Source organism: Micromonospora sp. NPDC049662 (genome assembly GCF_040675055.1).
In the GTDB taxonomy this organism is placed as follows: domain Bacteria; phylum Actinomycetota; class Actinomycetes; order Mycobacteriales; family Micromonosporaceae; genus Micromonospora.
The window spans coordinates 43,793-66,638 of record NZ_JBFAOC010000035.1 but is presented as its reverse complement, the minus strand read 5'-3'; the positions used below and the strand labels follow the sequence as shown (position 1 = coordinate 66,638).

21 protein-coding genes and 1 riboswitch are annotated in these 22,846 nt (G+C 73.5%); of the genes, 10 read left to right on the top strand and 11 right to left on the bottom strand.

Features of this window, described 5'->3' with window-relative positions:
* Positions 1-95: 95 nt before the first annotated feature.
* The 7 genes from AB0J36_RS23615 to pseB form a co-directional block, all read right to left on the bottom strand.
* Positions 96-728, bottom strand: coding sequence for an alpha-ketoglutarate-dependent dioxygenase AlkB (locus AB0J36_RS23615; RefSeq protein WP_363661123.1), 633 nt, complete (start codon positions 726-728; stop codon positions 96-98).
* Between the two features lie 365 nt (positions 729-1,093).
* On the bottom strand, positions 1,094-2,152 hold the full coding sequence (locus tag AB0J36_RS23610; protein ID WP_357171592.1) for a spore coat protein: 1,059 nt from the start codon (positions 2,150-2,152) through the stop codon (positions 1,094-1,096).
* A complete protein-coding gene (locus AB0J36_RS23605; protein ID WP_357171593.1) occupies positions 2,149-2,871 on the bottom strand; it encodes a glycosyltransferase family protein in 723 nt (240 codons plus the stop codon). Before AB0J36_RS23605 ends, AB0J36_RS23610 begins: the two co-directional genes overlap by 4 nt.
* Positions 2,872-3,035: 164 nt before the next feature.
* Complete coding sequence (locus AB0J36_RS23600) at positions 3,036-4,874, bottom strand: class I SAM-dependent methyltransferase (protein ID WP_363661122.1); 1,839 nt, start codon at positions 4,872-4,874, stop codon at positions 3,036-3,038.
* On the bottom strand, positions 4,864-5,712 hold the full coding sequence (locus AB0J36_RS23595) for a hypothetical protein (protein ID WP_357120130.1): 849 nt from the start codon (positions 5,710-5,712) through the stop codon (positions 4,864-4,866). Before AB0J36_RS23595 ends, AB0J36_RS23600 begins: the two co-directional genes overlap by 11 nt.
* Before the next feature lie 10 nt (positions 5,713-5,722).
* Complete coding sequence (locus tag AB0J36_RS23590; protein WP_357120127.1) at positions 5,723-6,880, bottom strand: aminotransferase class I/II-fold pyridoxal phosphate-dependent enzyme; 1,158 nt, start codon at positions 6,878-6,880, stop codon at positions 5,723-5,725.
* Positions 6,877-7,860 carry a UDP-N-acetylglucosamine 4,6-dehydratase (inverting) gene (gene pseB, locus AB0J36_RS23585; RefSeq protein ID WP_357120124.1) on the bottom strand — a complete coding sequence of 328 codons (984 nt, stop codon included), beginning with the start codon at positions 7,858-7,860 and terminating at the stop codon, positions 6,877-6,879. The genes AB0J36_RS23590 and pseB overlap by 4 nt, the downstream gene beginning before the upstream one ends.
* 354 nt (positions 7,861-8,214) lie before the next feature.
* On the opposite strand from pseB, the gene AB0J36_RS23580 reads away from it, so the two are divergent.
* The gene (locus AB0J36_RS23580; RefSeq protein ID WP_357171544.1) at positions 8,215-9,948 is read left to right on the top strand and encodes a hypothetical protein; all 1,734 of its coding nucleotides are present in this window, start codon (positions 8,215-8,217) and stop codon (positions 9,946-9,948) included.
* Between the two features lie 111 nt (positions 9,949-10,059).
* Here AB0J36_RS23580 and AB0J36_RS23575 read toward each other — a convergent pair whose 3' ends face one another.
* Positions 10,060-10,569: a GNAT family N-acetyltransferase gene (locus AB0J36_RS23575; RefSeq protein WP_355050343.1), complete on the bottom strand. Its 510-nt coding sequence runs from the start codon at positions 10,567-10,569 to the stop codon at positions 10,060-10,062.
* Positions 10,570-10,668: 99 nt separating this feature from the next.
* Here AB0J36_RS23575 and AB0J36_RS23570 point away from each other — a divergent pair, with 99 nt between their 5' ends.
* From AB0J36_RS23570 to AB0J36_RS23555, 4 genes are read left to right on the top strand one after another with little or no spacing between them, the layout of a single operon-like run.
* Positions 10,669-10,920 (top strand): acyl carrier protein, encoded by a 252-nt coding sequence (locus tag AB0J36_RS23570; RefSeq protein WP_357120118.1) that lies wholly within the window; start codon positions 10,669-10,671, stop codon positions 10,918-10,920.
* Positions 10,917-12,188 (top strand): AMP-binding protein, encoded by a 1,272-nt coding sequence (locus tag AB0J36_RS23565; RefSeq protein ID WP_363661121.1) that lies wholly within the window; start codon positions 10,917-10,919, stop codon positions 12,186-12,188. The genes AB0J36_RS23570 and AB0J36_RS23565 overlap by 4 nt, the downstream gene beginning before the upstream one ends.
* Positions 12,181-12,936, top strand: coding sequence for an SDR family NAD(P)-dependent oxidoreductase (locus tag AB0J36_RS23560; RefSeq protein WP_357120112.1), 756 nt, complete (start codon positions 12,181-12,183; stop codon positions 12,934-12,936). Before AB0J36_RS23565 ends, AB0J36_RS23560 begins: the two co-directional genes overlap by 8 nt.
* The gene (locus AB0J36_RS23555) at positions 12,920-13,351 is read left to right on the top strand and encodes a hypothetical protein (protein WP_357120109.1); all 432 of its coding nucleotides are present in this window, start codon (positions 12,920-12,922) and stop codon (positions 13,349-13,351) included. Before AB0J36_RS23560 ends, AB0J36_RS23555 begins: the two co-directional genes overlap by 17 nt.
* 188 nt (positions 13,352-13,539) lie before the next feature.
* Here the strand turns inward: AB0J36_RS23555 and pseI are convergent, their stop codons facing one another.
* Positions 13,540-14,592, bottom strand: coding sequence for a pseudaminic acid synthase (gene pseI, locus AB0J36_RS23550; RefSeq protein ID WP_357120106.1), 1,053 nt, complete (start codon positions 14,590-14,592; stop codon positions 13,540-13,542).
* A gap of 103 nt (positions 14,593-14,695) precedes the next feature.
* Positions 14,696-15,859 carry a glycosyltransferase gene (locus AB0J36_RS23545; protein ID WP_357120103.1) on the bottom strand — a complete coding sequence of 388 codons (1,164 nt, stop codon included), beginning with the start codon at positions 15,857-15,859 and terminating at the stop codon, positions 14,696-14,698.
* 141 nt (positions 15,860-16,000) lie between these two features.
* Here AB0J36_RS23545 and AB0J36_RS23540 point away from each other — a divergent pair, with 141 nt between their 5' ends.
* The 5 genes from AB0J36_RS23540 (at position 16,001) to AB0J36_RS23520 (ending at position 21,166) form a co-directional block, all read left to right on the top strand.
* A complete protein-coding gene (locus AB0J36_RS23540; RefSeq protein ID WP_357171549.1) occupies positions 16,001-17,203 on the top strand; it encodes an acyltransferase in 1,203 nt (400 codons plus the stop codon).
* A gap of 183 nt (positions 17,204-17,386) precedes the next feature.
* The gene (locus tag AB0J36_RS23535) at positions 17,387-17,830 is read left to right on the top strand and encodes a hypothetical protein (RefSeq protein ID WP_363661120.1); all 444 of its coding nucleotides are present in this window, start codon (positions 17,387-17,389) and stop codon (positions 17,828-17,830) included.
* 177 nt (positions 17,831-18,007) lie between these two features.
* A complete protein-coding gene (locus tag AB0J36_RS23530) occupies positions 18,008-18,778 on the top strand; it encodes a hypothetical protein (protein ID WP_357120094.1) in 771 nt (256 codons plus the stop codon).
* Positions 18,779-19,063: 285 nt separating this feature from the next.
* Positions 19,064-19,204, top strand: a riboswitch (cyclic di-AMP (ydaO/yuaA leader).
* Positions 19,205-19,437: 233 nt separating this feature from the next.
* Complete coding sequence (locus AB0J36_RS23525) at positions 19,438-20,286, top strand: C39 family peptidase (RefSeq protein WP_357120091.1); 849 nt, start codon at positions 19,438-19,440, stop codon at positions 20,284-20,286.
* A gap of 133 nt (positions 20,287-20,419) precedes the next feature.
* Positions 20,420-21,166 carry an alpha/beta hydrolase gene (locus AB0J36_RS23520; protein ID WP_363661119.1) on the top strand — a complete coding sequence of 249 codons (747 nt, stop codon included), beginning with the start codon at positions 20,420-20,422 and terminating at the stop codon, positions 21,164-21,166.
* Between the two features lie 4 nt (positions 21,167-21,170).
* On the opposite strand, the gene AB0J36_RS23515 is transcribed toward AB0J36_RS23520, so the two are convergent.
* On the bottom strand, positions 21,171-22,841 hold the full coding sequence (locus AB0J36_RS23515; protein ID WP_363661118.1) for a CDP-glycerol glycerophosphotransferase family protein: 1,671 nt from the start codon (positions 22,839-22,841) through the stop codon (positions 21,171-21,173).
* Positions 22,842-22,846 lie beyond the last annotated feature (5 nt).

The window sequence follows — 22,846 nt, the reverse complement described above, 5'->3', positions numbered from 1 at the left end:
GTGTCGTGACGCAAACCTCTTGATCACCGGGGCGGAGCGGGGAGGGGGGTGGGTGGGGTGGGGTGGGGGAGGGGTGGGGTGGGGGAGGGACCGGGTTAGGCGACGTTGATTGGGCGGAACTGGACGCTCACCCTGGGGCCTACTGGGCGGGTGGTCTTGGGGATGGCGTGTTCCCAGGTGCGCTGGCAGGAGCCGCCCATGACGATCAGATCGCCGTGTCCCACGGGGAAGCGCAGGCTGTCGCCGCCGCCGCGCGGGCGTAGCAGCAGCGGTCGGGGTGAACCGAACGAGACGATCGCGACGATCGTGTCCGTGTGCGCGGAGCGGCCGATGGTGTCGCCGTGCCAGGCGACGCTGTCGCGGCCGGAGCGGTAGAGGCACATGCCGGCGGTGACGAAAGGTTCGCCCAGCTCGGGTGCGTAGTGCCGGGTCAGGGCGGTGCGGGCGGCCGTGAGCACGGGGTGCGGCAGTTGCCGTTCGCCGTCGTACCAGCAGAGCAGGCGGGGCACGTCGACCTCGCTGTCGTACATGGTCCGGCGTTCCGCGCGCCAGGGCACCTCGGCGAGCAGGGTGTCGAGGACCGCGTCGGAGCCGCGCACCCAGCCGGGGAGGTGGTCGACCCAGGCGCCCCGGGTGAGATCGTGCCGCCGGATCGGGCCGGGCAGCGGCCCCAGGGCCGGGTCCGCGTCGGTCAGATCGAGCATCGACGGCTGGTAAACGACCTCCATGCAGCCCACCCTAGCAGCACGTTAGTACACCCGTGCGAGCCGCACGCCCGCAGCCCCCACCCACACCGCGCCCCCACACCGCGCCCCCACACCGCGCCCCCACACCGCGCCCCTCGCCGCGCCCCCACACCGCGCCCCACACCGCGCCCCCACACCGCGCCCCTCGCCGCGCCCCCACACCGCGCCCCTCGCCGCGCCCCCACACCGCGCCCCTCGCCGCGCCGATCTTGCAGTTTCGGTTGCCGATATGGGAGTAGACGCCCCTTGTGTCGCCACAGCAAGTGCAAGATCGCGGGGAGCGGGGAGCGGGGAGCGGGGAGCGGGAGCGGGAGCGGGGAGCGGGGAGCGGGGAGCGGGGGCGGCGGTCAGGGTTTGGTGGGGGTTGGGGTTATGGCCTCCAGCACGGCGTCCACGACGCGGGCGCGGCCCTGGCCGTCCACGGCGGCCCAGGCTCGGGCGGCCAGCGCCGCCCGGCGTCGCGGCGAGCTGAGCAGCCCGTTCAGCGTTCGCGCCGCCGTCGCTCGGGCGGTCCGCCCGGGCAGCCCGGCGGCGGTCAACTCCGGCAGTTCGCCGAGGCCGGCGGCCAGGCCGTGGCGCACCACCCGGGTGTACGACTCGCGCTGGTTGTCGACCACGCAGACCAGCGCAGCGGGCGCGCCGAGGCAGCACAGTTCCCAGGTGGAGGTGCCGGCGGCGCTGATCACGAGGTCCGCCTCGGTGATCAGGGTGGGCAGCGAGCCGGTGGGCGGGACGGGACGCACGACCTGCCCCCGCCCAGGGCTGATCGCCTCCAGCTCGGCCTCGATCTCGGGTCGCCCGACGACGACCGTGAGGTCCAGCGGGTGGCCGGTGGCCAGCAGTACCCGGGTCAGCGCCGGTGCCGCGCCGACCGCGTCGGTGCCACCGAAGAAGGCGAGCACCCGTGGCCTGCCGACCGTCGTGGCGGGCCGGGGCCTCGCCGGGCGGGCGGTCACGACCGAGTCGCGCAGCAGGGCGTACCCGCTGCCGGCGAGCAGCCGTCCGGGCAGGTCCGGAGGCCGCGCCCCGAAGTTCTGGTCGAGGTAGAGGTCGGCGTCCTGGCCCCGGCTGTCCCCGTCGATCACGGCGAGGGTGAGGATGCCGGCTGCGCGCAGGGCACCGGCGGCGGCCGGGTCCAGTTCGTACGAGTCGAGGACCACCACGTCGAGGTCGTGTCGTCGGGCCGCCTCGACCAGCTCGCTCGGTGACTCGGGGCCGGGGTGCAGCTTGATGCCGCGCGCGGCCAGTTCGGCGCTGGCCCAGCCGACGCGCTCGACCGTGCCGAACACCGCGACGTGGGCGCCTCGGGCCAGGAACTCCTCGGCGAGGGCCAGGCAGCGGACGAGGTGCCCCACGCCGCGCCGTGGCCCGGCGTCGCAGCGCAGCCCGACCCGTAGCGTGCTCAGGACTCCTCCAGCCGCTTCTGGCGTACGTCGGCGTTGAGCGCGCGCAGCCGGGGTTGCCCGTCGAGCCAGTCGGCGAGCTTGGCCAGTGGCACGCTGACGTCGCCGAAGTGGTCGGCGACGGCGCTCACCAGCGCCCAGTCCTGCTCGGTGTCGAGGGTCAGCCGCAGCGCCGAACGGTTCGGGGTGAGGGTGACCCCGAGCACCCGGAACAGCTCCGGATGGGTGTACGCGTACGAGGTCACGTGCACCCGGTGGTGGCCGGTGGCGAGCCGGTCCAGGGTACGCAGGGCGTCCGCGCGGATGATCTCGACGTCCAGCCCTCGGGGCAGGGTGCGCGCGATCGACGTGCTCGCGTAGTCCAACCCGGGTACGGCCCGGTACACCGAGGCCACCAACGTGATGATCTCCGGGTCGAGCAGCGGGCAGTCGGCGGTGAACCGCATGACCGCGTCGCCCGGGTGGGCGGCGAGCGCGCCCACGAACCGGCCCAGCACGTCGTCGACGGGGCCGCGATGGCACGGCACGTCGAGCCGGCGGCACTCGTCGACCACCGCGTCGTCGACCGTGTCGGTGCTCGTGGCGACCACCAGGTCGGCCAGGACGCCGCTGTCGCGGGCGGCGCGGACGACGCGGCCGAGCACGGACCGCCCGGCGAGCGGGCGCAGCACCTTGCCGGGCAGCCGGGACGAGCCCATCCGGGCCTGCACGATGCCGACGATCCGTGCTCCGGCGGCCGCTCCCGCGTCGGCCGTCGCATCCGGACGCGCTGCCGTGGCGGGCGGCGCCGCAGGGCCGGGCGGCGCCGCAGGGCCGGGCCGCGCCGCAGGGTCGGGCCGCGCCGCAGGGTCGGGCCGCGTCGTCGCGGGAGCGCCGCCGTCGTCGGTCACTGCTGCTCCTCCTGCTCCGTGACGAGCTGCTTCGGGGCGAGCGCCGCGCGGGCACGTCGCTTCGCGGCACGCGCACCCCGCTTGGCCAGCCGGGCGGGGGTGATGGCGAGCCGGCCGACTCGGTAGCTGATGGACCCGCTGAGCAGGCCGATCTTCGCCTCGGCCCGGCGCAGCGCCCGTTCCCGGGAGGTGAGCAGCTCGTCGGTCCACTTGGTGAGGGCCGCCAGCCGACTGATCTCCTCGCGCTGGCGCAGCCACGCCTCGCGCAACTGCTGGTAGCTGTGCGCGCCGAGCGGCGGGTCGGTCGGTTCGACCGCCTGCAGGTCGGTGGCGAGGGCCGTGCGGTGCTCGGCGTCCAGGCCGTGCAGGCTGGCCGTGATCGCCGCCTCGACCTGGACCGCCTCGGCCACCGTCGTCCGGTCCAGGTCGTGGCCGGCGAGCCCGCCGAGGACGACGGTGAGGCCGGCGACGTCGAGGGTGGACGACCACGGGTGGGCGTACCCGCCGGTGAGCAGGGCCGCCGCGAAGCGCCACAGCCCGCGGGCCAGCACCACGTCGCCGGGGAGCCGGTCGGCCGCCCGCCAGCTCGGGTCGAGTACCGCGAAGCGTTCCCCGTCGACCACCATGTTGTCGGCACTGGCCAGCGCGGCGGCGCCGGCCAGCCGTCCGTCGGCGTCGGCCTGGTCGGCGAGCCAGCCCGCGTACCCGTGCAGCAGCGCGCGCACCGTGGTCAGGTCGCGGCGCAGCGCGGCGTCGAGCAGCAGGGTGTGCAGCAGCCGCCCGGACGGCACCGGTCCGGTCAGCGCGTCGGGGTCCCGGTACGCGGCCTCGCGGCTGGCGAACGGCGCGCTCGGCGCGCGCGTGTCGGCGGTGGCGACGTGCCCCCACCGCCAGCCGGACGGGCCGTCGCGCACCTCCAGCACACCGATCCCGGGCTGGCCGGACGAGCCGGTCTGCACCAGCGCCACCGGCAGCTCCGCGTCGCCGGGGGAGTCCGTGGGCCCGCCGGGCCGGTGGGCCAGCAGCAGCCAGGCCGGCGCGAGGTCCGCGGCCCGCCCGGCGTGCAGGGCGTCCACCGCCAGCCGGGCCGGGTCCTGGAGCACCGTGGCGGGAGCGAAGGCACCGGCGCAGGCGCCGTGCAGCACCGCGTCGAACAGCCCGCGGCCCGCGCCGTGGTCGAGCTGGTCGGCGTCGAGCAGGGCCGTCGCCGTCGCGCCATCGGGGTACGCGGCCCAGCAGGCGCTCGGGCGGAGCCCGCTGTCGGTGATCCGCTGCCGGAGCTGGCCCCGGTTGGCGGGGTGGGCCGGGTCGAGCACGCCGCCGATGACCCAGGCGGAGTCGTCGCGGGCGGCGTACCAGGGGGTGGTGGCGACCAGCCGGTGCAGCCCGAGCGGGTTGTCCAGGCGCAGCAGCAGCGCGCCACCGGGGCGTACCGCCGCGACCAGCCGGGCCAGCACGCCGTCCCAGCCGAGCCGGGTGCCCTCCACCGACTCGATCGGGTCCAGGCCGGCGGCGGCGATCACCACGTCGTACGTCTCGTCGTCGGGCAGGCCGGCGGGGCCGCCCACGATGACGCGGGTGGCCCGCTGGGCGAGCACCACCGCGTCCGGGTGACTGCGCAGCAGGCAGGTCACCTCGGCGTGGGCGAGCCGGTCGAGCAGCGCCGGGTCGTGCGGGCCGGCCAGCAGGACCCGCGCGCCGGACGGCACGACGCGGGCGGCCAGCGCGGCGAGCGGCCCGCCGTCGGCCAACCGCCCCTTCGGCAGGTCGGACCAGGCCAGCATCTCGCCGCCGGGCAGGCTGATCCGGCCGGCGGGTGCGGTCTCAGTCGTCACTGTCGTCCTCTTCTTCCCCAAGGTTCGCCCAACCCAGCAGCTCACGTAGCTCGGCCGGGGTGCAGCGGTGGTCGACGCCCAGCTCCGCGCGGGCGATCGAGACGGCGGTGGGCAGGTCGACCCTGGTGCCGTGCAGCTCCGGCCACTGCCGACGGATGCGGGCGGTGCCGCCGAAGGTCGGGTCCTCGTTGGACAGGATCATCGGGTCGCCGTAGACAGCCGGTTCGCAGCCGGCCGCGATGCCGTAGAAGATCGCGCTGGTCAGCCGGTTGGATGCTACCCGGCGGTGCCGGCGCAGCTCGGTCAGTTGCTTGTCGAGGAACTCCGGGTCGGTGTCCTTCCACCAGTGTCCCCGGTAGCCGTGGCAGATCACCCGGAACCCGGCGCGCTCGTAGAGCCGCCGGACGTGGCGCATGCCGTACTCGTGCCAGTACAGGCAGACGGTCACCGGGCCGGGCTCGGTGTCGCGGATGCGGGCGATCAGCTCCCGGTGGTCGCCCTTGACGTGCTGGCCCTCCCAGCCGTGGAACGGGTACCAGATGGTGCCCTCCCGCTCCTGCTCCGGCGGGTTGTCCGGCCGCATCGCCAGCAGGTAGGTGAACGGGGCGCCGATCACGACGACGTTGCGCCGCCCCACCGACCAGGCCCGGCGGCGGGTCTGCTCGGACCAGAGCAGGCTGGGCGTGCGGTCGGCGTACGGGTGACCCGGCGCCAGGCCGTCGCCGATGTTCCAGCCGTGCTGCACGTACCCGTTGATCCGTGGCGGATGCCGGTCGCCGAGACCGGCGTAACGGGCCAGCACGTGGGCGTGGCCGTAGAAGTGGTTCGCGTGGTGCATCAGCTTCCCATCAGGCGGCGGAACGCACCGCGCTGCCCCGCAGGATCGCGGTCAGCGCGTCGATGACGCGGTCCTGGTCGGCGTCGCTGAGTCCCGGGTACAGCGGCAGCGACAGCTGCTGGGCGTAGAACGACTCGGCCACCGGGCACGACCCGCGCCGGTAACCCAGGTCGGCGAAGGCCGGGTGCCAGTGCACCGGGATGTAGTTGACCTGTACGCCGATGCCGGCCGCGCGCATCCGGTCGTAGACCTCGCGGCGACGGCCGTCGAGCACCCGGATCGGGTAGAGGTGCCAGGCCGGCTCGGCCCACGGCTGCTGGACGGGCAGGCGTACCCCGTCCAGGTCGGCGAGCGCCTCGTTGTAGCGGGCGACGAGCGCGGCCCGGCGGGCCACGAACTCGCCGAGGCGGCGCAGTTGGCTGCGGCCCAGGGCACAGAGCACGTCCGGCAGGCGGTAGTTCAGCCCGAACTCGGGGACCTCGTAGAACCAGCCGCCCTCGTCGGGGCGGCGCAGGTCGTCGCGCTCGCGGACCATGCCCACGCCACGGAAGCGGCGGGCCCGCTCCAGGATCTTCGGATCCAGCGCGGCGACCCCGCCGCCCTCGGCGGTGGTGAGGTTCTTCGTCGGGAAGAACGAGAACGTGGTCAGGTCGGCGAGTGATCCGACCGGCCGAGCGTGGTACGTCCCGCCGATGGAGTGCGCCGCGTCGGCGAGCAGCAGGGCGTCGGTGCCCGCGACGGCCTTGCGCAACGCGTCGTAGTCGGCCGGGTGGCCGGCGTAGTCGACGGCGGAAACCACCTTGGTACGCGAGGTGACCGCCGCCGCCGCGGCAGCCGGGTCGAGGCAGAAGGTCTCCTCGTCGACGTCCGCGAACACGATCTTCGCGCCGAGGGCGACAGCGCTGCTGGCGGTCGCCACGAACGTCATGGGCGGCACCACCACCTCGTCGCCCGGTCCGACACCGGCCGCCGCGTACGCCACGTGCAGCGCGGCGGTGCCGTTGGAGACGGCGGCGACACCTGCCGCGCCGGTCACCCGGGCCAGGTCGGCCTCGAACGCGTCGACCTGCGGCCCGGTGGTGAGCCAGTCGCCGCGCAGCACGCCGGCGACGGCCGCGACGTCGTCCTCGGAGATCGACTGCCGGCCGTACGGGAGCATCCCTGTCATGCGGTCAGGCCGAGCATCTCGCGTAGCTGCTCGACGGTGAGCCACTCGTCGTTCGTGTCCGACTGGTAGGCGAAGCCGTCCGGCACGGGCTCGCAGTCGACCGGCGGCTGGTAGCCCCAACCGGCGATGGTCGGCTGGACGATGTAGCGGTCCTTGGCGCGCAGCGTCCGCCGGCTGTCGTCCGGGGCGATCATCTCCTCGTGCAGCTTCTCGCCGGGCCGGATGCCGATCTCGTGGGTGGTGGCGTCCGGGGCGACGGCCTCGACCAGGTCGAGGATGCGCATGCTGGGGATCCGGGGCACGAACAGCTCGCCACCCTGCATCTGGTCGAACGAGTCCATGACGAACTGCACGGCCTGCTCGAGGGTGATCCAGAAGCGGGTCATCCGCTTGTCGGTGATCGGCAGGCTCTTGCCCTCGGCGGCCAGCCGGTGGAACAGCGGGACGACCGAACCACGGCTGCCGACCACGTTGCCGTAGCGCACGACCGAGAACCGGGTCGGGTGGTGCGCGGCGTAGTGGTTGGCCGAGACGAACAGCTTGTCGCCGACCAGCTTGGTGGCGCCGTACAGGTTGATCGGGCTGGACGCCTTGTCGGTCGAGAGCGCGATGACCTTCTTGACGCCCGCCTCGATCGCCGCGTCGACCACGTGCTGCGAGCCGGTGATGTTGGTGGCGATGAACTCCGACGGGTTGTACTCGGCGGTGTCCACCTGCTTCAGGGCGGCGGCGTGCACCACGTGGTCCACGCCGTGCATCGCCCGCGTGAGGCGGTGCCGGTCCCGGATGTCGCCGATGAACCAGCGCAGGCGCGGGTCGTCGCCGAGCTGCTGGCGCAACTCGTACTGCTTGAGCTCGTCGCGGGAGAAGACCACCACCCGGGCGGGGTCGGCCTCGGTGAGGATGTGCCGGAGGAAGGTCCTGCCGAAGGAACCCGTTCCCCCGGTGATCAGAATGGACGATCCATTCAACTCACTCAATTTGGTGCTCCCGTGATCGTGGATGAACCGGCGGCCCTCGGCCGGCCGACCGGGGTGAGACGCTAACGGCGGCGGGTTAACGCACCGGCGCTCGCGGGTTAACCGCTTCCCCTGCCGTCGTGAATGGCGGGCACCGTGCAGGCGAACATTTCCGACCGGCCGGGAAGCGGGCTGACCAGGGGAGATCCGGCCGCTACAGTGGCCGCGCGAGCGACCCGGCAGCCTTGAGCGCGTCGTGGTTGCCGCGTTCACCCGACATCCGCACCGCCTCGGTGCGAGCGGATCATCCCCGAGCGTCACCAGCCTGTCCGGCGTGCCCAGCGGCCGGTCCGGCCGACGGTTCAGGAGGCGTTGATGGCAATCGGCAGCGACGTGATCGAACGGCCGGCGGTCCCGGCCGGGACACCGCCCGCGACACCCGCACGCCGATGGCTGGTGCCGCTGCTGCTGTTCGTCGGTTGGGTGCTGAGCGTCGCCTGGCGCCTGTGGCTGTCGCGGCACATCGCGCTGCCCATCGCCCACACCGACGAGGACAGCTATCTGAACACCGCCCGCGCCCTCGCCGGCGGTCCGGGCGGGTTCAGCAGCGAGAACGACCTGCTGCGCCGGGTCGGATACCCCATGCTCATCTCGCCCGCGTTCCTCGGCCACCACGACTTCGCCGACAGTTACCGTCTCGTCCAACTGATCAACGCGATGGTCAACTCGACGCTGCTGCCGCTGGCGTACCTCCTGGGCCGCCGGGTGCTCCGGCTGCCCCGCGCGTCGGCGCTGCTCGCGGCGGTGGTGGCGGCCACGCTGCCGGCCACCGCCTTCTACGCCGGCGTCGCGATGATCGACACGGTGATGGCGCCGCTCGTGGTCGCCTGGCTGCTCGCCGTGCACCGCTGGATCGAACGCCCCGGGCCGCTCGCCGCGGCCACCGTGGGCCTGCTGGTGGGGTCGTTCCACCTGCTGCACTCGCGCGGTCTGGTGATCGTGGCCGTGCACGCCGGCCTGGTCCTGCTGCTGTTCGTGCGCCGCCGGATCACCCCCGTCGCGGTGCTCGCGGCGCTGCTGCCGGTGCTGGCCCTGGCGCTGGTCAACGAGGCCGGCATCCGCCTCCTCGGGGACAAGGTCTACCTGCTGGGCAGCACCCCCGGGGGCGGCACGGTCGCCGCCGTCGCCTCCGCCCAGGGGGTGGTCCGCGTCGGGGCGGCCGTCACCACCCAGCTCTGGTACCTCGTGGTGATCACGTTCGGACTGGCCGGGATCGCCTGGGCCGCCGCCGTCAAGGAGCTGTGGCGTCCGCGCCACGGTGACGCCACCCGCTGGACGATGGGGGTGGCGCTGGTCGTGAGCGTCGGAGTCGCCAGCGGCGCGTCGGTGCTCCTGGCCGGCATCACCGGCAAGCCGTTGGACGCGATCTACGGCCGCTACGTGCAGATGCTCGCCCCGTTCTGGCTGCTGGTCGGGCTCGGGGTGCTGCTCACCGAGGAGCGCCGGGTGGCGCTGCGCCGGGCGGCGGTCGCGGTGGGCCTGCTGGTCGCCGGCGGCGCGCTGGTCGCCGGTCGCCTCGCGTACGTGGCCAGCCGAGGGCACTCGCTGCGCTACGGCGGCTTCGGCGCGCCGGACCTGATGGCGTTGACCAACGGTTGGCGCGAGATGCGTCCGGTGCTCGGGTCGCTGATCGGCATCGGCGCGTGCGTGCTGCTGGTGGCCGCGGTCCGGGTGCCCCGGCTGCGGCTGCCCGTGCTCGGCGTCCTGGTCGTGGTCAACCTGCTCACCATGCAGGTGATCGACCAACGGCTGGTGCGGCCGATGGCCGCGAGCACCGCGCCGACCCCCCGGGTCGCCGACGTCGGCGTACGCCCCGGCGAGCGGGTCTGGGCCTCCACCGGTGTGCACTACATCCTGCGGTTCAACCTCAGTCACCAGGTCACCTGGACCGACGTGCGGTGGTTCCGCGAACAGCCGCCCGCCGCCGCGCAGGTGGTGTTCGCCCGCTGGGCGCCCGGCCAGCCGGACGACTGGGACGGCGCGAGGTACGGCTTCGTCCGGCTCGGCGGCAACGAACGGCAGCACTGGGCCGCCTGGCGGCGCGCCTGATTCCGACGCCCATTACCGCCCGGTGGTCACCGCGTTCCGGTGAACGGTGGATGTCCACCGGGCGTACGGGTGCCTAACGCTTTACCGCCATTGCGGAAATGCCGGCGGCAATCACCGTTGGCGACGATCCTCACGCGCCAGGGAAATCGGAATGACGGTGATTTCCCGCCCGTCGGACAGTTCCTGCCGTGGCGTGCCCTCGACGAATCGAAAACGTCGGTTCATCTGCCGCACGACGGTGTTGTGCGCCAGCACCTCGCCGTCGAGCCGAGTCAGGTGCAACCCGTCGAAGGCGTACTCCACGGCCTCCCGCATCACCCCCAGCCAGGCCGGCAGCGTCTCGCCCCGCCCGGCCAGCCCGTCGGCGTCCAGGTAGAAGCCCCACGCCCCGGTTCGCGGGGCGTCCAGCCGCAGGTCGAAGAAGGTGACGACACCGCAGGGTCGGTCGTCGTGGACGTACGTCAGGACGCGCCGCGTCGGGTCGTCGCGCACCGCCGACCACCACCGGGCGTGCTCCTCGGCGGTGATCTCGTGGCTGGTCTTGCTGACCTGACGGTTGGTTTCCTGATTACGCCAGGACAACATCAGATGAACGTCGTCCGCCGTCGCTTCGCGTAGCACGTGCTCCCGCTTTCCTGTCTGAACACATCCGGTCGGAGCACCTTACCCGGGCCTACCGGGAAAGCAGTTATCCATTCGCTGGGTTGTAGACTCCGGCGCATGAACGAATTGAGTCGCGCGCAGATCCGCGACCTCATGGCGCAGGTGCTCAAGAACCAGGACAAGGAGCTGCCCGCCGACGACGCGGCGCAGCTGCGGGACATCGGTTTCCGCTCGCTGGACTTCTCCGAGCTGGCCCTGCGCGTTGAGGACGAGACGGGGGAGGAGCTCAACTTCGACGCTCCCGGCCTGCGCCGCATCGCCACCGTCGGCGACGTCCTCGACTTCCTCGTCGAGCTTTCGCAGCAGTGACCGTCGCGACCCCCCACCCGGCCACGGCGGGTCGGGAACCGGCCGGCGTCGACAACCGGCTCGTCGCGGGCGGCGCCGCGCTGACCTGGCGGACGTTGCCGACGCCGCAGCTGCCCGACCCCGCCGCGGTGCTGGCGCACTCCGCCCGGCACGCGCTCGCCGCCGCGCGACAGCACGCCGTGCACGGCACCGAGCTGCTGCTCAGCACCGCGAGTCGGGTGGACGCGACGATGCGCGCGGAGCTGGACGACGCGGGCTTCACCGTGACCCTCCTCGACGACGACGGCGCGCACCCCAGCGCGCCCGCCCGATCGCGCGTCGCCGAACCCGGCCGGCTGTGGCTGCTGACGTCCGGGTCGACGGGCCGTCCCAAGCGGGTCGGGCACACCCTCGACACGTTGACCACCGTGCGGGCCGACCAGCCGGACCGGACCTGGCTGTGCCCCTACGCCCCCGGCACGTACGCCTGGTGGCAGGTCGTGACCCTGTCGCTGACCCAGCCCGGTCAGCACCTGGTGGTCATCGAGCCGGACGAACTGGACGATTGGCCGGCGGTCGCCGCCGCGCACGGGGTCGACGCCGCGTCCGGCACGCCCACCTTCTGGCGGCGCACCCTCTACCGGGACGCCGCCGCGCTGGCCCGGGTGCCGCTGCGTCAGATCACCCTCGGCGGCGAGCCGGTGGACCAGGCGATCCTGGACCAGCTGCGCGAGGTCTTCCCCGCCGCGCGGATCTCCTGGATCTACGCGTCCTCGGAGGTCGGCGCGTCCATTGTGGTGCACGACGGGCGGGCCGGGTTCCCCGCCGAGTGGCTGGACCGGGAAACCGAGGGCCGACCCACCCTGTCGGTACGCGACGACGAACTGGTCGTCACCTCCCCGTACCACGGGGTCGGGCTCTCCGGCCCGGTCCGCACCGGGGATCGGGTGCAGGTGGTCGACGGGCGGGTGCTGATCACAGGTCGCTTGGACACCGACGAGATCAACGTGGGTGGGAGCAAGGTCTCCGCCGGTGTGGTCCGTGGCGTGCTGACCCAGCATCCCGATGTGGCCTGGGCCCGCGTCACCGGCCGCCGCGCCCCGGTGCTCGGTCGGATGGTCGTCGCCGACGTGGTCCTCGCACCCGCCGAGCACGCGGACGCCCCGCTGCCCGACGAGGCCGCGCTGGTCCGCTGGTGCGCCGACCGGCTGCCCGAGCACGCCGTGCCCCGCCGGATCCGTGTGCTGACCGAGATTCCCGTCAAGGAGACCCTGAAGAGCGATGTCTGACCCCGCCGACACCAAGCTCGTTCCCCCCAGCTCCGTGGTCCTCGTCTCCGGCGGTTCCCGGGGGCTGGGCCTGGCCATCGTCACCGACCTGCTCGACGCGGGCGTACGGGTGGCCGCGTTCGCCCGTACCGTCACCCCCGAGCTGGAGAAGCTCGCCGCCGAGCACCCCGACCGGGTGCACGTCGGTTCGGTCGACGTCACCGATCTGCGCGCCGCGCAGGGCTTCGTCCGCGAGGTGGAGCAGCGCCTCGGCCCGATCGACGGCATCGTCAACAACGCCGCCGTCGGGCAGGACTCCCTGCACGTGCACACCGCGACCGACGACATCGCCCGGATCATCGAGACCAACCTGACCGCGCCGCTGCAACTGACCCGGCTGGTGATCCGTCGGATGCTCGGCAAGGGGCTGCGGGGCCGCGTCGTCAACATCACCTCGATCTGCGCGCAGCGTGGCTTCCCGGGCCTGGTCGCGTACTCGGCCACCAAGGGCGGCATGGACGCCGCCACCCGCTCGCTCGCCCGGGAACTCGGCGGCCGGATGCTGGTCAACGCGGTCGCGCCCGGCTTCTTCGCCTCGGAGATGTCCGCCGTGCTCGGCCCGACCCAGCTCGACCAGATCGTGCGCCGTACCCCGACCGGCCACCTGACCGAGCCGGAGGAGGTCGTACCGGTGGTGCGGATGCTGCTGCGCGAGCACACCAACATCAACGGCCAGGTCATCGTGGTGGACGGTGCCGCCTCCATCTGACCTGCGCCCGGTGCCGGGACTGCTCGCCGCCGCCGAACGGCACCTACGCATCGGTACGCCCGCCGACCTGGCCTCGGCGACGACCCGCAGTCACCTCGACGACGGGCGCTGCGTCGGCTGGTACGGCCCGCCGGTGCCGGGTTGGCGAGTGGCCGTCGACGCGGAGCGCGCGAACGCCCCGGTGCCCCCGGCACTGGCCCGCCACTTCGGCACCGCTGACTTCTGGGCCCGGTGGACCCGGGCCGAGTGCTGCTGCAAGTTGGTCGACGTGCCGATCGCGACCTGGTGGCGTCGGCACGGGCTGGGCACTCCGGTGAACGTCGCCATCCTCTGGAGCACCCTGCGGGTCGCCGACCTGGTGGTCACCGTCGGCTTCGCCCCCGAGCAGGGCGCGGGGCTGACCGGCCGCGACTGACGGCGGGGTGCCGCTGTTGTCGGGCGCCTCCTGTCGAGCTGCCCCATCGGTGGGGCGGGATGGCACCCACGGCACGCGCCCCATTTTCGGGGCAGCTCGACAGGAGGCGCACAGGGCACTGCCAGCCGCAGAGCCGGGCACCCCGCGGCGCCGCTACCGGCGCGGCGGGGCACCCGGCCGCACAGCGGTCAGATCAGGTCCCAGCTCAGCGGGGTGCCGCGCGGGACGTCGGTGGTGAAGGTGCGGCCCAACACCCTGTCGATCTCGATCGGGGCCAGGCCGCCGGCTGGGCGGATCGACCGGACGTTCTGTGCCGTCACCGGGTCGCCGGCCCGGACGTCCTCGACCACGAACAGCGAACGGCGGAACCGTAGCCCTTCCCGCTCGGCCGGCGTCGGGCCGATCGCGGTGCCGCCCAGCGCCGCGTAGGCGCGGCCCGACTCCTCGACGAGCGCGGTCAACTCCGCCGGGTTCAGCGAGAAGTCCGAGTCCACGCCGCCATCGGCCCGGTCCAGGGTCACGTGCTTCTCGATGAAGCAGGCGCCCAGCGCCACCGAGGCGACCGCCACGCCGATACCGGGCGTGTGGTCGGAGAGCCCGACCGGCACGTCGAACGCGCCGGCCAGCACCGGCAGGCGGCGCAGGTTGCTGTCGGCGGGGGGTGCCGGGTAGGACGCGGTGCAGGCCAGCAGGACGATGCCCGCCGCGCCGCCGTCGCGCGCGGTCCGTACGGCGGCGTCGATCTCGGCGACCGTCGCCATCCCGGTCGAGATCACCATCGGCTTGCCGGTGCTGGCCACCAAGCGGATCAGCGGCAGGTCCACCAGCTCCGAGGACGCGATCTTGTACGCCGGGGCGTCCAACGACTCCAACAGCGCCACGGCGGTCGCGTCGAACGGTGACGAGAAGACCGTCAGCCCGCGCGCGCGGGCCCGCGCGAAGATCGGGGCGTGCCACTCGTACGGGGTGTGCGCCCGCTCGTAGAGGCGGTACAGGTTCTCCCCGCCCCACAGCTCGTGTCCGCCGGAGATGCGGAAGGCCGGGGTGTCGACGTCGATCGTGATCGTGTCCGGCCGGTACGTCTGCAGCTTGAGCGCGTGCGCGCCGCTCTCGGCGACCGCGTCCACGATGGCCAGCGCCCGGTCCAGGTCGCCGTTGTGGTTACCGGACATCTCGGCGACCACGAAGGGCCGCTCCCCGGCACCGACCGCGTGCGGTCCGATCTTGATTGTCGCCGTCATTCCGACCTCTGTTCCCTTACGCCCGCACCGACGTGCGGTGGTGCTGTCGTCGTCCCCCCGAACGGGTGGACGACCTGAAAAACCCGGGCACCCGCCGAACGGGTCACGGCAGGCGGCCACCGGCCAGCGCGTCCGACCGTCCCGGCCTGCCGGCGGCGTGCCCGCCGTCCGGCCTGCTCGTCGACCGCGCCGCTCGGGAGGGGTCGTCGGTCGACGACGAGTCGGCGCTGGCGGTCGGGCCGGACCGTCGCCACCGTCCGGTGACCCGGTGCGCCTGCCGCAGCGCCGAGTACGCCAACCAGTCGCCCCGCCCCACCAGGCGGTGCTTGAGCCCGCTGACCCCCGGCGGCATCGGATAGCCGCCGGGGGGCAGGTATCGGCGGTAGTGCTCGGCGACCCGGTGGAAGAAGGCGCGCCGCAGGTGTGGGTGCAGCCGGTCGTCGTTGCCGACCACCACCAGGTAGTGGCTGATCATCAGCTCGAACAGCTCGGCCCGCAGGCCCTCGTCCGGGTGCCGGCGGGCAACCCAGTCCATCAGCCGCTCGTACTGGCCGAACGCGTCGAAGTGCCGGCCACTGCGGGTGGAGGTGATGGCGCCCTGGCGGCCCTGCCGGTACAGGTAGCAGACCCGGTCCAGCACCGAGATCTTCTCCGCGCCGATCAGCAGCGGGTGGCTGAACGGGATGTCCTCGTACCAGCCGGGGAAGAAGCGCAGCTCCAACTCGTCGAGAAAGGCCCGGCGTACCACCTTGTTCCACGCCGTGTGCTGCACCCGCAGCAGGTGCGGCTGGTCGGCCAGGCGGGCCACGCCCGGCACCCCGCGCAGCAGGTGGCTGCTCGCGTCGACCTCCCGCCGACCGTCCTCGTGCACCCGCAGGTGGTCCAGCATGAGGACGTCGGGCTGGTGTTCACGCAGCCGGTCCAGCACCGCCGCGATCGTGCCCGGTGGCAGCCAGTCGTCGCTGTCGACGAACCACACGTACCGGCCGGTGGCCACGTCGAGGCCCGCGTTGCGGGCCAGGCCCAGACCCACGTTCTCTTCCAGGTGTACGACGCGGACGTTGTCGCGCCCGGTGGCGTAGGACCGCAGCATCGCGCCGCAGCCGTCCGGCGAGGCGTCGTCCACGGCGATCAGCTCGACCGCCTCCGACTCGCCCGCCGGGATGTCCGCCCGGACCGACTCGAGGCACTGGTACAGGTAAGCCTCGACGCCGTAGACGGGCACGACGATGCTCAGCAGCGGCGCGTGCGTCGGCTCATTGACCACGTCGCCACCTTCGACGACGTGGATGGCCAGCCCCGGAACCACACGTGGCCGCCGATGGTGAAATCCCTGAACACCCGCGAAGCGGAAGGTAAACAACGGCCGCCCGGTTCACCCGGGAGTGACCCGGTAGGGTGCCTCGGCATGACGAGCACCACCGACGCGCCGGCCGCGCCGGCCGCCCCCGCCCGGCTGCCGTCGCTGACCGGGCTGCGGTGGATCGCCGCGCTGCTGGTCTTCGGGTTCCACGCCGGGACGATGCGGATCATCGCCGAGCCGGAGTACAAGGCCGTCGTCGACGCCCTCTTCACCCTCGGCCTGTCCGGCGTGCAGTTCTTCTTCATTCTCAGCGGCTTCGTGTTGGTCTGGTCGGCCCGCCCGGGCGACTCGCGGCTGACCTTCTGGCGTCGACGGGTCGCGAAGATCTACCCGAACCACGTGGTGCTGTGGGCCGCCGCGCTGCTGGTCGCCGGGTGGTTCGCCGATCCCGTCCTGCCGGCCGTCGCCGTGGAGAACCTGCTGCTGTTGCAGGCGTGGGACCCCCGGCTGGGCTGGTTCTACAGCGTCAACACGGTGAGCTGGTCGCTGTCCTGCGAGTTCTTCTTCTACCTCTGTCTGCCGCTGGCGCTGCCCCTGTTGCGCCGGGCGCGACCCGCGGTGCTCTGGGCGCTCGTGGTCGCGCTGCCGCTGCTGATCCTCGCGCTCTGGCCGGCCCAGCATCTGGTGCCGGAGGTAAGCCGCTGGTGGTTCACCCAGATCTTCCCGCCGGTGCGGTCCCTGGAGTTCTGGTTGGGCGCGGTGGCGGCCGAGCTGATGCTCCGGGGCCGGTGGCGCGGGCCTGGCCTGACCGCCGCCACCGCGATCTTCGTGGGCACCTGGGTGGCCGCCGCGCAGTGGATCCGCGCCGAGTTGTGGACCACGCTGCTCGCCGTCGCGTACCTGTTGGTGATCACCGCGGCCGCCGACGCCGACGTGCGCGGCCGGCGCTCGCCGTGGCGCTCGCGTCCGCTGGTCTGGCTCGGCGAGGTCTCGTTCGCCTTCTACCTGGTGCACGTCCTGGTGATGACGAGCGTGCTCCGGCTCAGCGGCGACTGGGGGACCGGTTTCCGGGGTTGGCGGGGTCCGGCGGTGGTGCTCGGATTCCTGCTCGCGAACCTGGTCCTCGCCGGGTTGCTGCACCGCTGGGTGGAGACCCCGATGATGCGCCGGCTCGCGCCACGTCGCCCGGGTCGCCCGCCGCTCGTTCCCCATCAGCGCACCACCTCGTCGGCCGGGAGCGGTGACGCCGGCGTGCCGCCCGTGCCCGCCCGTCCAGACGCGCAAGATCGCGCTCGATCCTGGTTGTAGTGGTCTCGTCAGCCGAGTGAGGCCACTACATCAACGATCGAGCGCGATCTTGACCGGCGCGGTGGCACCCACCAGCGCCGGCTGACGCCACCTGGTCCACGCTGGTCGGACGGGGTCGGCGCGGCGCTGGCCGACACGCCCGTCGCCGATGCGTCCGGGCGGTCCCGACGGTAGCGTGAGGACGTGCTCCCGGTCGCGCTCACCTGTCCCCTGTGGTGGGTGGCGCGCTGGGCGGCACGGGTGCTGACCAGCCTCGCCGTGCTGTCGCTCGCCCTGGGCGCGGCCCCGGCGCTGCTACCGGCATCGACCGCCGCGGCCCCGCCGCCCATCATCGGGTCGCTCGCCCTCGCGGAGCCGCTCGGACCGTCGACCGCGGCCCTCTCCACCGTCCTCACCGACCGCGCCGCCACCGGCTCGGCCGCCACCGACAGGGTCGGCGAGGGACGAGCCGCAGAGCTTGGCGCTGACGCCTCCGCGCGGTCGGTCGAGCCGCAGCCCGCCCGGCACGGTGGTTCGGACGCGTTGCCCCGCCCATTGGCGGGCGTGACCTCGGCGCGCACGGGCTCGGAGCGGCCCCTCCGCGCCGCCGGCTCGGCCAGCCGGGCCCCCCGCGCCCCGCCGGCCTAGCGGGGTCAGTCACCGGGGCGGCACGCCGTCCCGCGAGCGCCGGAGTGTGGCGCGCCGAGATCTCCATCACCGGCGACGCCGCCAGACCGAACGCCAGTCACCACACCTGACGACACACCGCCCGCACCCGCCCGTGCGGCATCCCATCGCTTACGTGCTCATGCCGAGGTGTCGATCATGGAAACCGTCGTCTTCTACCAGTTCCTGACCGAGGTGCCCCAGGCCGCCGCCATCTGGTCGGCCCTGTTCCTGCTGGCGCTGACGGTCCTCGCCGTCCTGGTGGCCCGACCGGAGCGGGACTCGCCCGCGGCCGACCCCACGCCGCCGACACCCACCGCCCGCGAGATGGCCGTCGCCGAGATGGCCGACCTGCGCCGGTACGCCGAGGAGGTGGCCGTGGCCGCCGCCCGGGCCGCGCGGACCGCCCGACGGCGGCGCGCTGACTGGCTGGTCGCTCAGGACGAGGCGCAGCGGGCCTGGACCGCGTACGACGAGGCGGACACGGCCGCCCGTCGGGTCGCCGGTGCCGGGGCGTTGCCGACACCGCGTACCCCGCACACCCCCGCCGAGTACGCGGCGAGGGAGCGCTATCTGCACCGTGCCGCCATGGCGGCGCACTGGCGGGGGGAGTTGACCATGGCTCAGCTCGGCGACGTGTTCGGGCACCGGCGCGGCTGGGACCCCCGCCGGCACCCGGTCGAGCAGGAGACGCTGCTCATCCGGGCGATCCGTGACGCGAGGCTGGCCGAGCACCGGACGGCCGCCGAGCGGGAGCGGTCGTCCTGGCGGGACGCCGAGGTGGCCGCCGAGTCGGCGCGCGTCCTCGCCGAGGAGGCGTACGTGGCGGCGGTCCGGTCGCGGCCGAGCCCGGCGTTCTCCCGGCGCACCGCGACGCGGCCGTCGCGTACGGCCCTCGTGGCACGCTGGCGTCCGGCCCGGGCCGGTTGAGCCCGATCCGTTATGTGAGGCGGGTCACCGGCGGCGGAAATCGGGCGGCGGGCATCATCGGCGGCCATTGCGCCCGCGATTGTGGCCGCGTTGTCGGCCACCTGTCCGGTTGTCGCCCACAGGTGCCGGCGGAACCCGTTGTCCCATCGAGTCACGTCAGCGGCAGAACGCGCAGAAATTGCTGGGCCAATCGATGTTTACGCAGGTGGGCACGGCTTGGCAGAGTGCGTACCGGCCAGTACTGTCGTCCCGTCCGGTGCGGTTACCGATCGCAGGAGGCGACGCCGCGCCGACCCGCTCAATCGTGATCAACGAACCGGGGACCCACAGTAAGTCCGGGGTGAATCCGCGAGCCACGGCCCGCGGTAGGGCGATCTTCCCGCCCGAATCCGTCAGCTAACCCGGTAGGCGGTGACGGAAGGAGTTCCATCCTCGTGCAGCACCCCTCGACCCCCTTGTTGTTCCGCCGCCTCCACGGCGACGCGGTGTCCCCGCTCATCCGCCTCGTGACGGTGAGCTGACCCCCCGGGTCACCGCACTTCCCGCCCGGCCGCGCCGGGCGTTCCCCTGAGCGGCTCATCATCCGCGGGCCACCGCCCGCGCGCTGACGCCTGCCCGGATGCCGGTCGAGCCCCGGTGTGCCGCTCTCCCTGTGAACCGTGGAGGACCTCGTGAAGCACACCCTGAAGCGCCAGCTCCGTCGCCTCGCGACCGAGCGCCCGTACCAAATCGTCGCCGCCTCCGCCGCGGCCCTCGCGATCGCCACCACCGCCGGCGCCCTGGTCGCCGGCGCCGACGACGCCCCGGCCGGCTCGCGTACCCCGACCACGGTCGCCGAGATGCGCAGTGACACCGTCGCCTCCCGTGGCGAACTCCGGTCCGCGGCCCCGTCGGCGAGCGTCGCACCGAGCACCGCCGCCCCGGCCACCACCGCCGCGTCCCCCGCCGCGAAGGCCACGAGCAACCCGGACGTCACCCGGAAGCCGACGCCGCCGAAGCCGCCCGCGACGAAGGTGCTCGACTACGACTACGAGGCGCAGAACACCTACTACAACTGCGGCCCGGCGGCCACCCGCAACGCGCTCAGCGCCAGCGGGATCGACCGCACCCAGGAGGAGCTCGGCGCCGAACTGGGCACCACCGAGATGGGCACCAACTCGGCCGAGGACACCACCCGGGTGCTCAACGCCGAGGTGAAGGGCTCCCCGTACCGCACCCGCATGTTCGCGGGCACGCCCAGCCCGGCCCAGATGGACCGTCTTCAGGCCGACGTCGTCAAGGCCATCACCGATGGCCGGGGCGTGGTGGCGAACGTCGTCGGCGACGCCATCGACACCGAGGGCGGCTATCACTCCTACGGCGGTGGGCACTACATCGCCGTCGTCGGCTACAAGGACAACGGCCGTACGGTGCGGATCGCCGACTCGGCGAACGCCGCCGACCCGGCCTACTGGATCACCACGATCGACCTGGCGAACTGGATCGCCACCCGGGGTTACTCCGCCTGACCAACGCGCGACACCCCACGACGCCGCGGGCGCCGTCTCCCACGAGGGGCCGGCGCCCGCGGCGTCCCCGTGTCGGGCGCGACGCCGGTGAACGGCTCTCGTACCGGGCCGCGAACCGTGGGAGACTGCGGCCGTGGTGGATGAATCGGGTGGTCAAGCTGGCCGGGAGCCGATCCTGTTGCTGCTGCACGGCATGGGGGCGACGGGTGACCTGTGGCTGCCCTGGGCGCCACTTCTGGAGCAGCACTGGCCCGGCCGGTGGCTGGCGCCCGATCTCGCCGGTCACGGTTGGTCGGCGCCGCTGTCGTCGTACTCCTTCGAGGGTTTCGCCCAGCGGGTCGCGCAGGGCCTGGCCTCCGACGACCGCATCGTGGTGCTCGGGCACTCGCTCGGTGGCGTGGTCGGCCTGGCGCTGGCGGCCCGCGCCGCCGGTCTGCCAGTGGACGCGGTGGTGGGCTTGGGCATCAAGGCCGTCTGGGCGCCGGCCGAGCTGGCCCGTGCCGCGGACCTCGCCGCCCGCCCGGTGGGCTGGTTCACCAGCCGTACCGAGGCCGCCCGCCGGTACCTGCGGGTCGCCGGCCTCACCGGTCTGGTCCTCCCGGACCACCCGATGGTCGACGCCGGTCTGCGTCAGGTCGACGGCCGGTGGCGGCTCGCGATGGACAACGCCGCGTTCGCCGTCGGCGCGCCCGACCTGGCGGCGCTGCTCGCGGCGACCGACGTGCCGGTGGTGCTGGCCCGCGGGGAGCACGACCCGATGGTCACGGACGCGCAGCTCAAGGAGTACGGCGTACCGGTCGCCACGCTGTCCGGTCTCGGGCACAACGCGCACCTGGAGGATCCGGCGGCCGTGCTGGCGTTGCTGGAGCCGTACCGCTGACCGGTCAGGCGGCTGCGGGCGCGGGTAGTTCCCGGGCCGAGGTCAGCTCGCGGCGGGCGGCGGTCAGGAAACCCTCGGCGTACGACTCGGCCGGGAAGTCGCCCAGGTAGCGGCGGCGGGTGACCCAGCGGGCATCGGCCAGCGGGTCGGTGTCCAGCAGGGCCGTGAGCACGGCGTCCACGTTGGACATGTCGCGCCGCAGCACGTAGCCCGAGCCGGCCAGTGGAAAGCGCTCGGTGAACCGGTCGCCCTCGTCACCCATGTCGGTGACGGCGTACGGCTTGCCGGAGTAGAGGTAGTCGGAGATCACCCCGGAGACGTCGGAGACCAGCGCGTCCGAGCGGTTGACGCACTCGGTCAGGCTCAGCTCCCGGGCGGCCGCGCCGAACACGTGCTGCCGGCCGGTGCGGGCGCGGTCGACGGCCAGCAGTTCGGTGAGCCGGCCCAACTGGCGTGCCGACGCCGGGTTCTGCGTCGTGTACGGATGCGCCCGCAGGATCACCGTCGCGCCGCGCCCCAGCAGCCGCCGCAGCAGCTCCTCGGCCACCGGCAGCGAGCAGTAGTCGGCGTCGGCGTGGTGCCCGGTCCAGGTCGGGGTGTAGAGCACCGTCGGGTGCGCGAGGCCCCGCGTCGGCTCCTGGCGCACCTCGATCGACTCGACCTGGGGACGGCCCACCACGACGAACTTCTCGGCCGGGATCTGCACCCCGGCGCGGGCGTACCGGTCGATCGCCGCCGGCCCGGCCACGAAGATCCGGTCGAAGATGCCCGAGACCGGGTTGGCGCTGGGCGCCTTGTCGCTGTCGCCGTGGTGCAGTTGGACGTGGGTGAGCTGGGTGAACCGGATGCAGTGGCTGTTCTTCGCCCCGTGGTTGACGTAGAAGGCCACCCGCAGGCTCGGCACCAGCGCCTCGTCCATCGCGCGCAGCGTGGGGCAGTAGACCACCGGCGCGTCGGTGGCCGCGGCGATCGGCGCGACGAACTCCGGCTCACGGACCAGCACCAGGAAGGGCCGGCCGATCCGTTCGAGGTACGGCAGCCACATGGTGACCTGGTACTCGGAGCCGGGGGGTGCGGAGAAGTAGAGCAGGAACTCCGGCTCGTGCCGGCGTAGCGCGCGGGCGACCTGCCCACCGCCGGCGGCCGGGCGGAACCGTCGCTTGGCCAGGTCCAGCGCGACCGCCCCGGCGCCGGCGGCCACCAGCAGGCTGGCGGCGAGCGCCACGACGGCCGGCAGGGTCGACGCGGCGGCGATGGCCACCACCGCGAGCAGCCCCAGCAGGGCGACGCCGAGTCGGTCAGCGATCAGCGGGGTCCAGGCGCGTACCGGCAGGTTGGCCGCCCGGATCTCCAGGTTGCCGGCGGTACGCAACGGCCCCACCAGCAGCACCAGCCCCAGCAGGACCAGCGCCGTCGCGGCCAGCGCCGGGTCGAAGCCGTCGTCAAGCCGTCGGGAGTAACCGACCAGGACCGCCGCGGCGATCAGGGCGGTCTCTGCCACCAGGTCGGCGCCCGGTCGGATCCGCTGCTCAGCGGCCGCCGCCACCAGCGCGGCGACGGCCAGCGCGAGGCCCCACCCGGTGCTGCCGGTGAGGGCCAGCACGACGAAGGCCAGCACGGCGAGCCCGGTGCTCAGGCACCGGGCGGCCACCTTGCGAACCAGGTCACCACGCATGTCGC

Bases quoted from the DNA above. Each gene is read 5' to 3' on its own strand.
- AB0J36_RS23615 (WP_363661123.1), bottom strand. From the start codon at position 728: ATGGAGGTCGTTTACCAGCCGTCGATGCTCGATCTGACCGACGCGGAC.
- AB0J36_RS23595 (WP_357120130.1), bottom strand. From the start codon at position 5,712: ATGCACCACGCGAACCACTTCTACGGCCACGCCCACGTGCTGGCCCGT.
- AB0J36_RS23590 (WP_357120127.1), bottom strand. From the start codon at position 6,880: ATGACAGGGATGCTCCCGTACGGCCGGCAGTCGATCTCCGAGGACGAC.
- AB0J36_RS23580 (WP_357171544.1), top strand. From the start codon at position 8,215: ATGGCAATCGGCAGCGACGTGATCGAACGGCCGGCGGTCCCGGCCGGG.
- AB0J36_RS23570 (WP_357120118.1), top strand. From the start codon at position 10,669: ATGAACGAATTGAGTCGCGCGCAGATCCGCGACCTCATGGCGCAGGTG.
- AB0J36_RS23560 (WP_357120112.1), top strand. From the start codon at position 12,181: ATGTCTGACCCCGCCGACACCAAGCTCGTTCCCCCCAGCTCCGTGGTC.
- pseI (WP_357120106.1), bottom strand. From the start codon at position 14,592: ATGACGGCGACAATCAAGATCGGACCGCACGCGGTCGGTGCCGGGGAG.
- AB0J36_RS23540 (WP_357171549.1), top strand. From the start codon at position 16,001: ATGACGAGCACCACCGACGCGCCGGCCGCGCCGGCCGCCCCCGCCCGG.
- AB0J36_RS23530 (WP_357120094.1), top strand. From the start codon at position 18,008: ATGGAAACCGTCGTCTTCTACCAGTTCCTGACCGAGGTGCCCCAGGCC.
- AB0J36_RS23515 (WP_363661118.1), bottom strand. From the start codon at position 22,841: ATGCGTGGTGACCTGGTTCGCAAGGTGGCCGCCCGGTGCCTGAGCACC.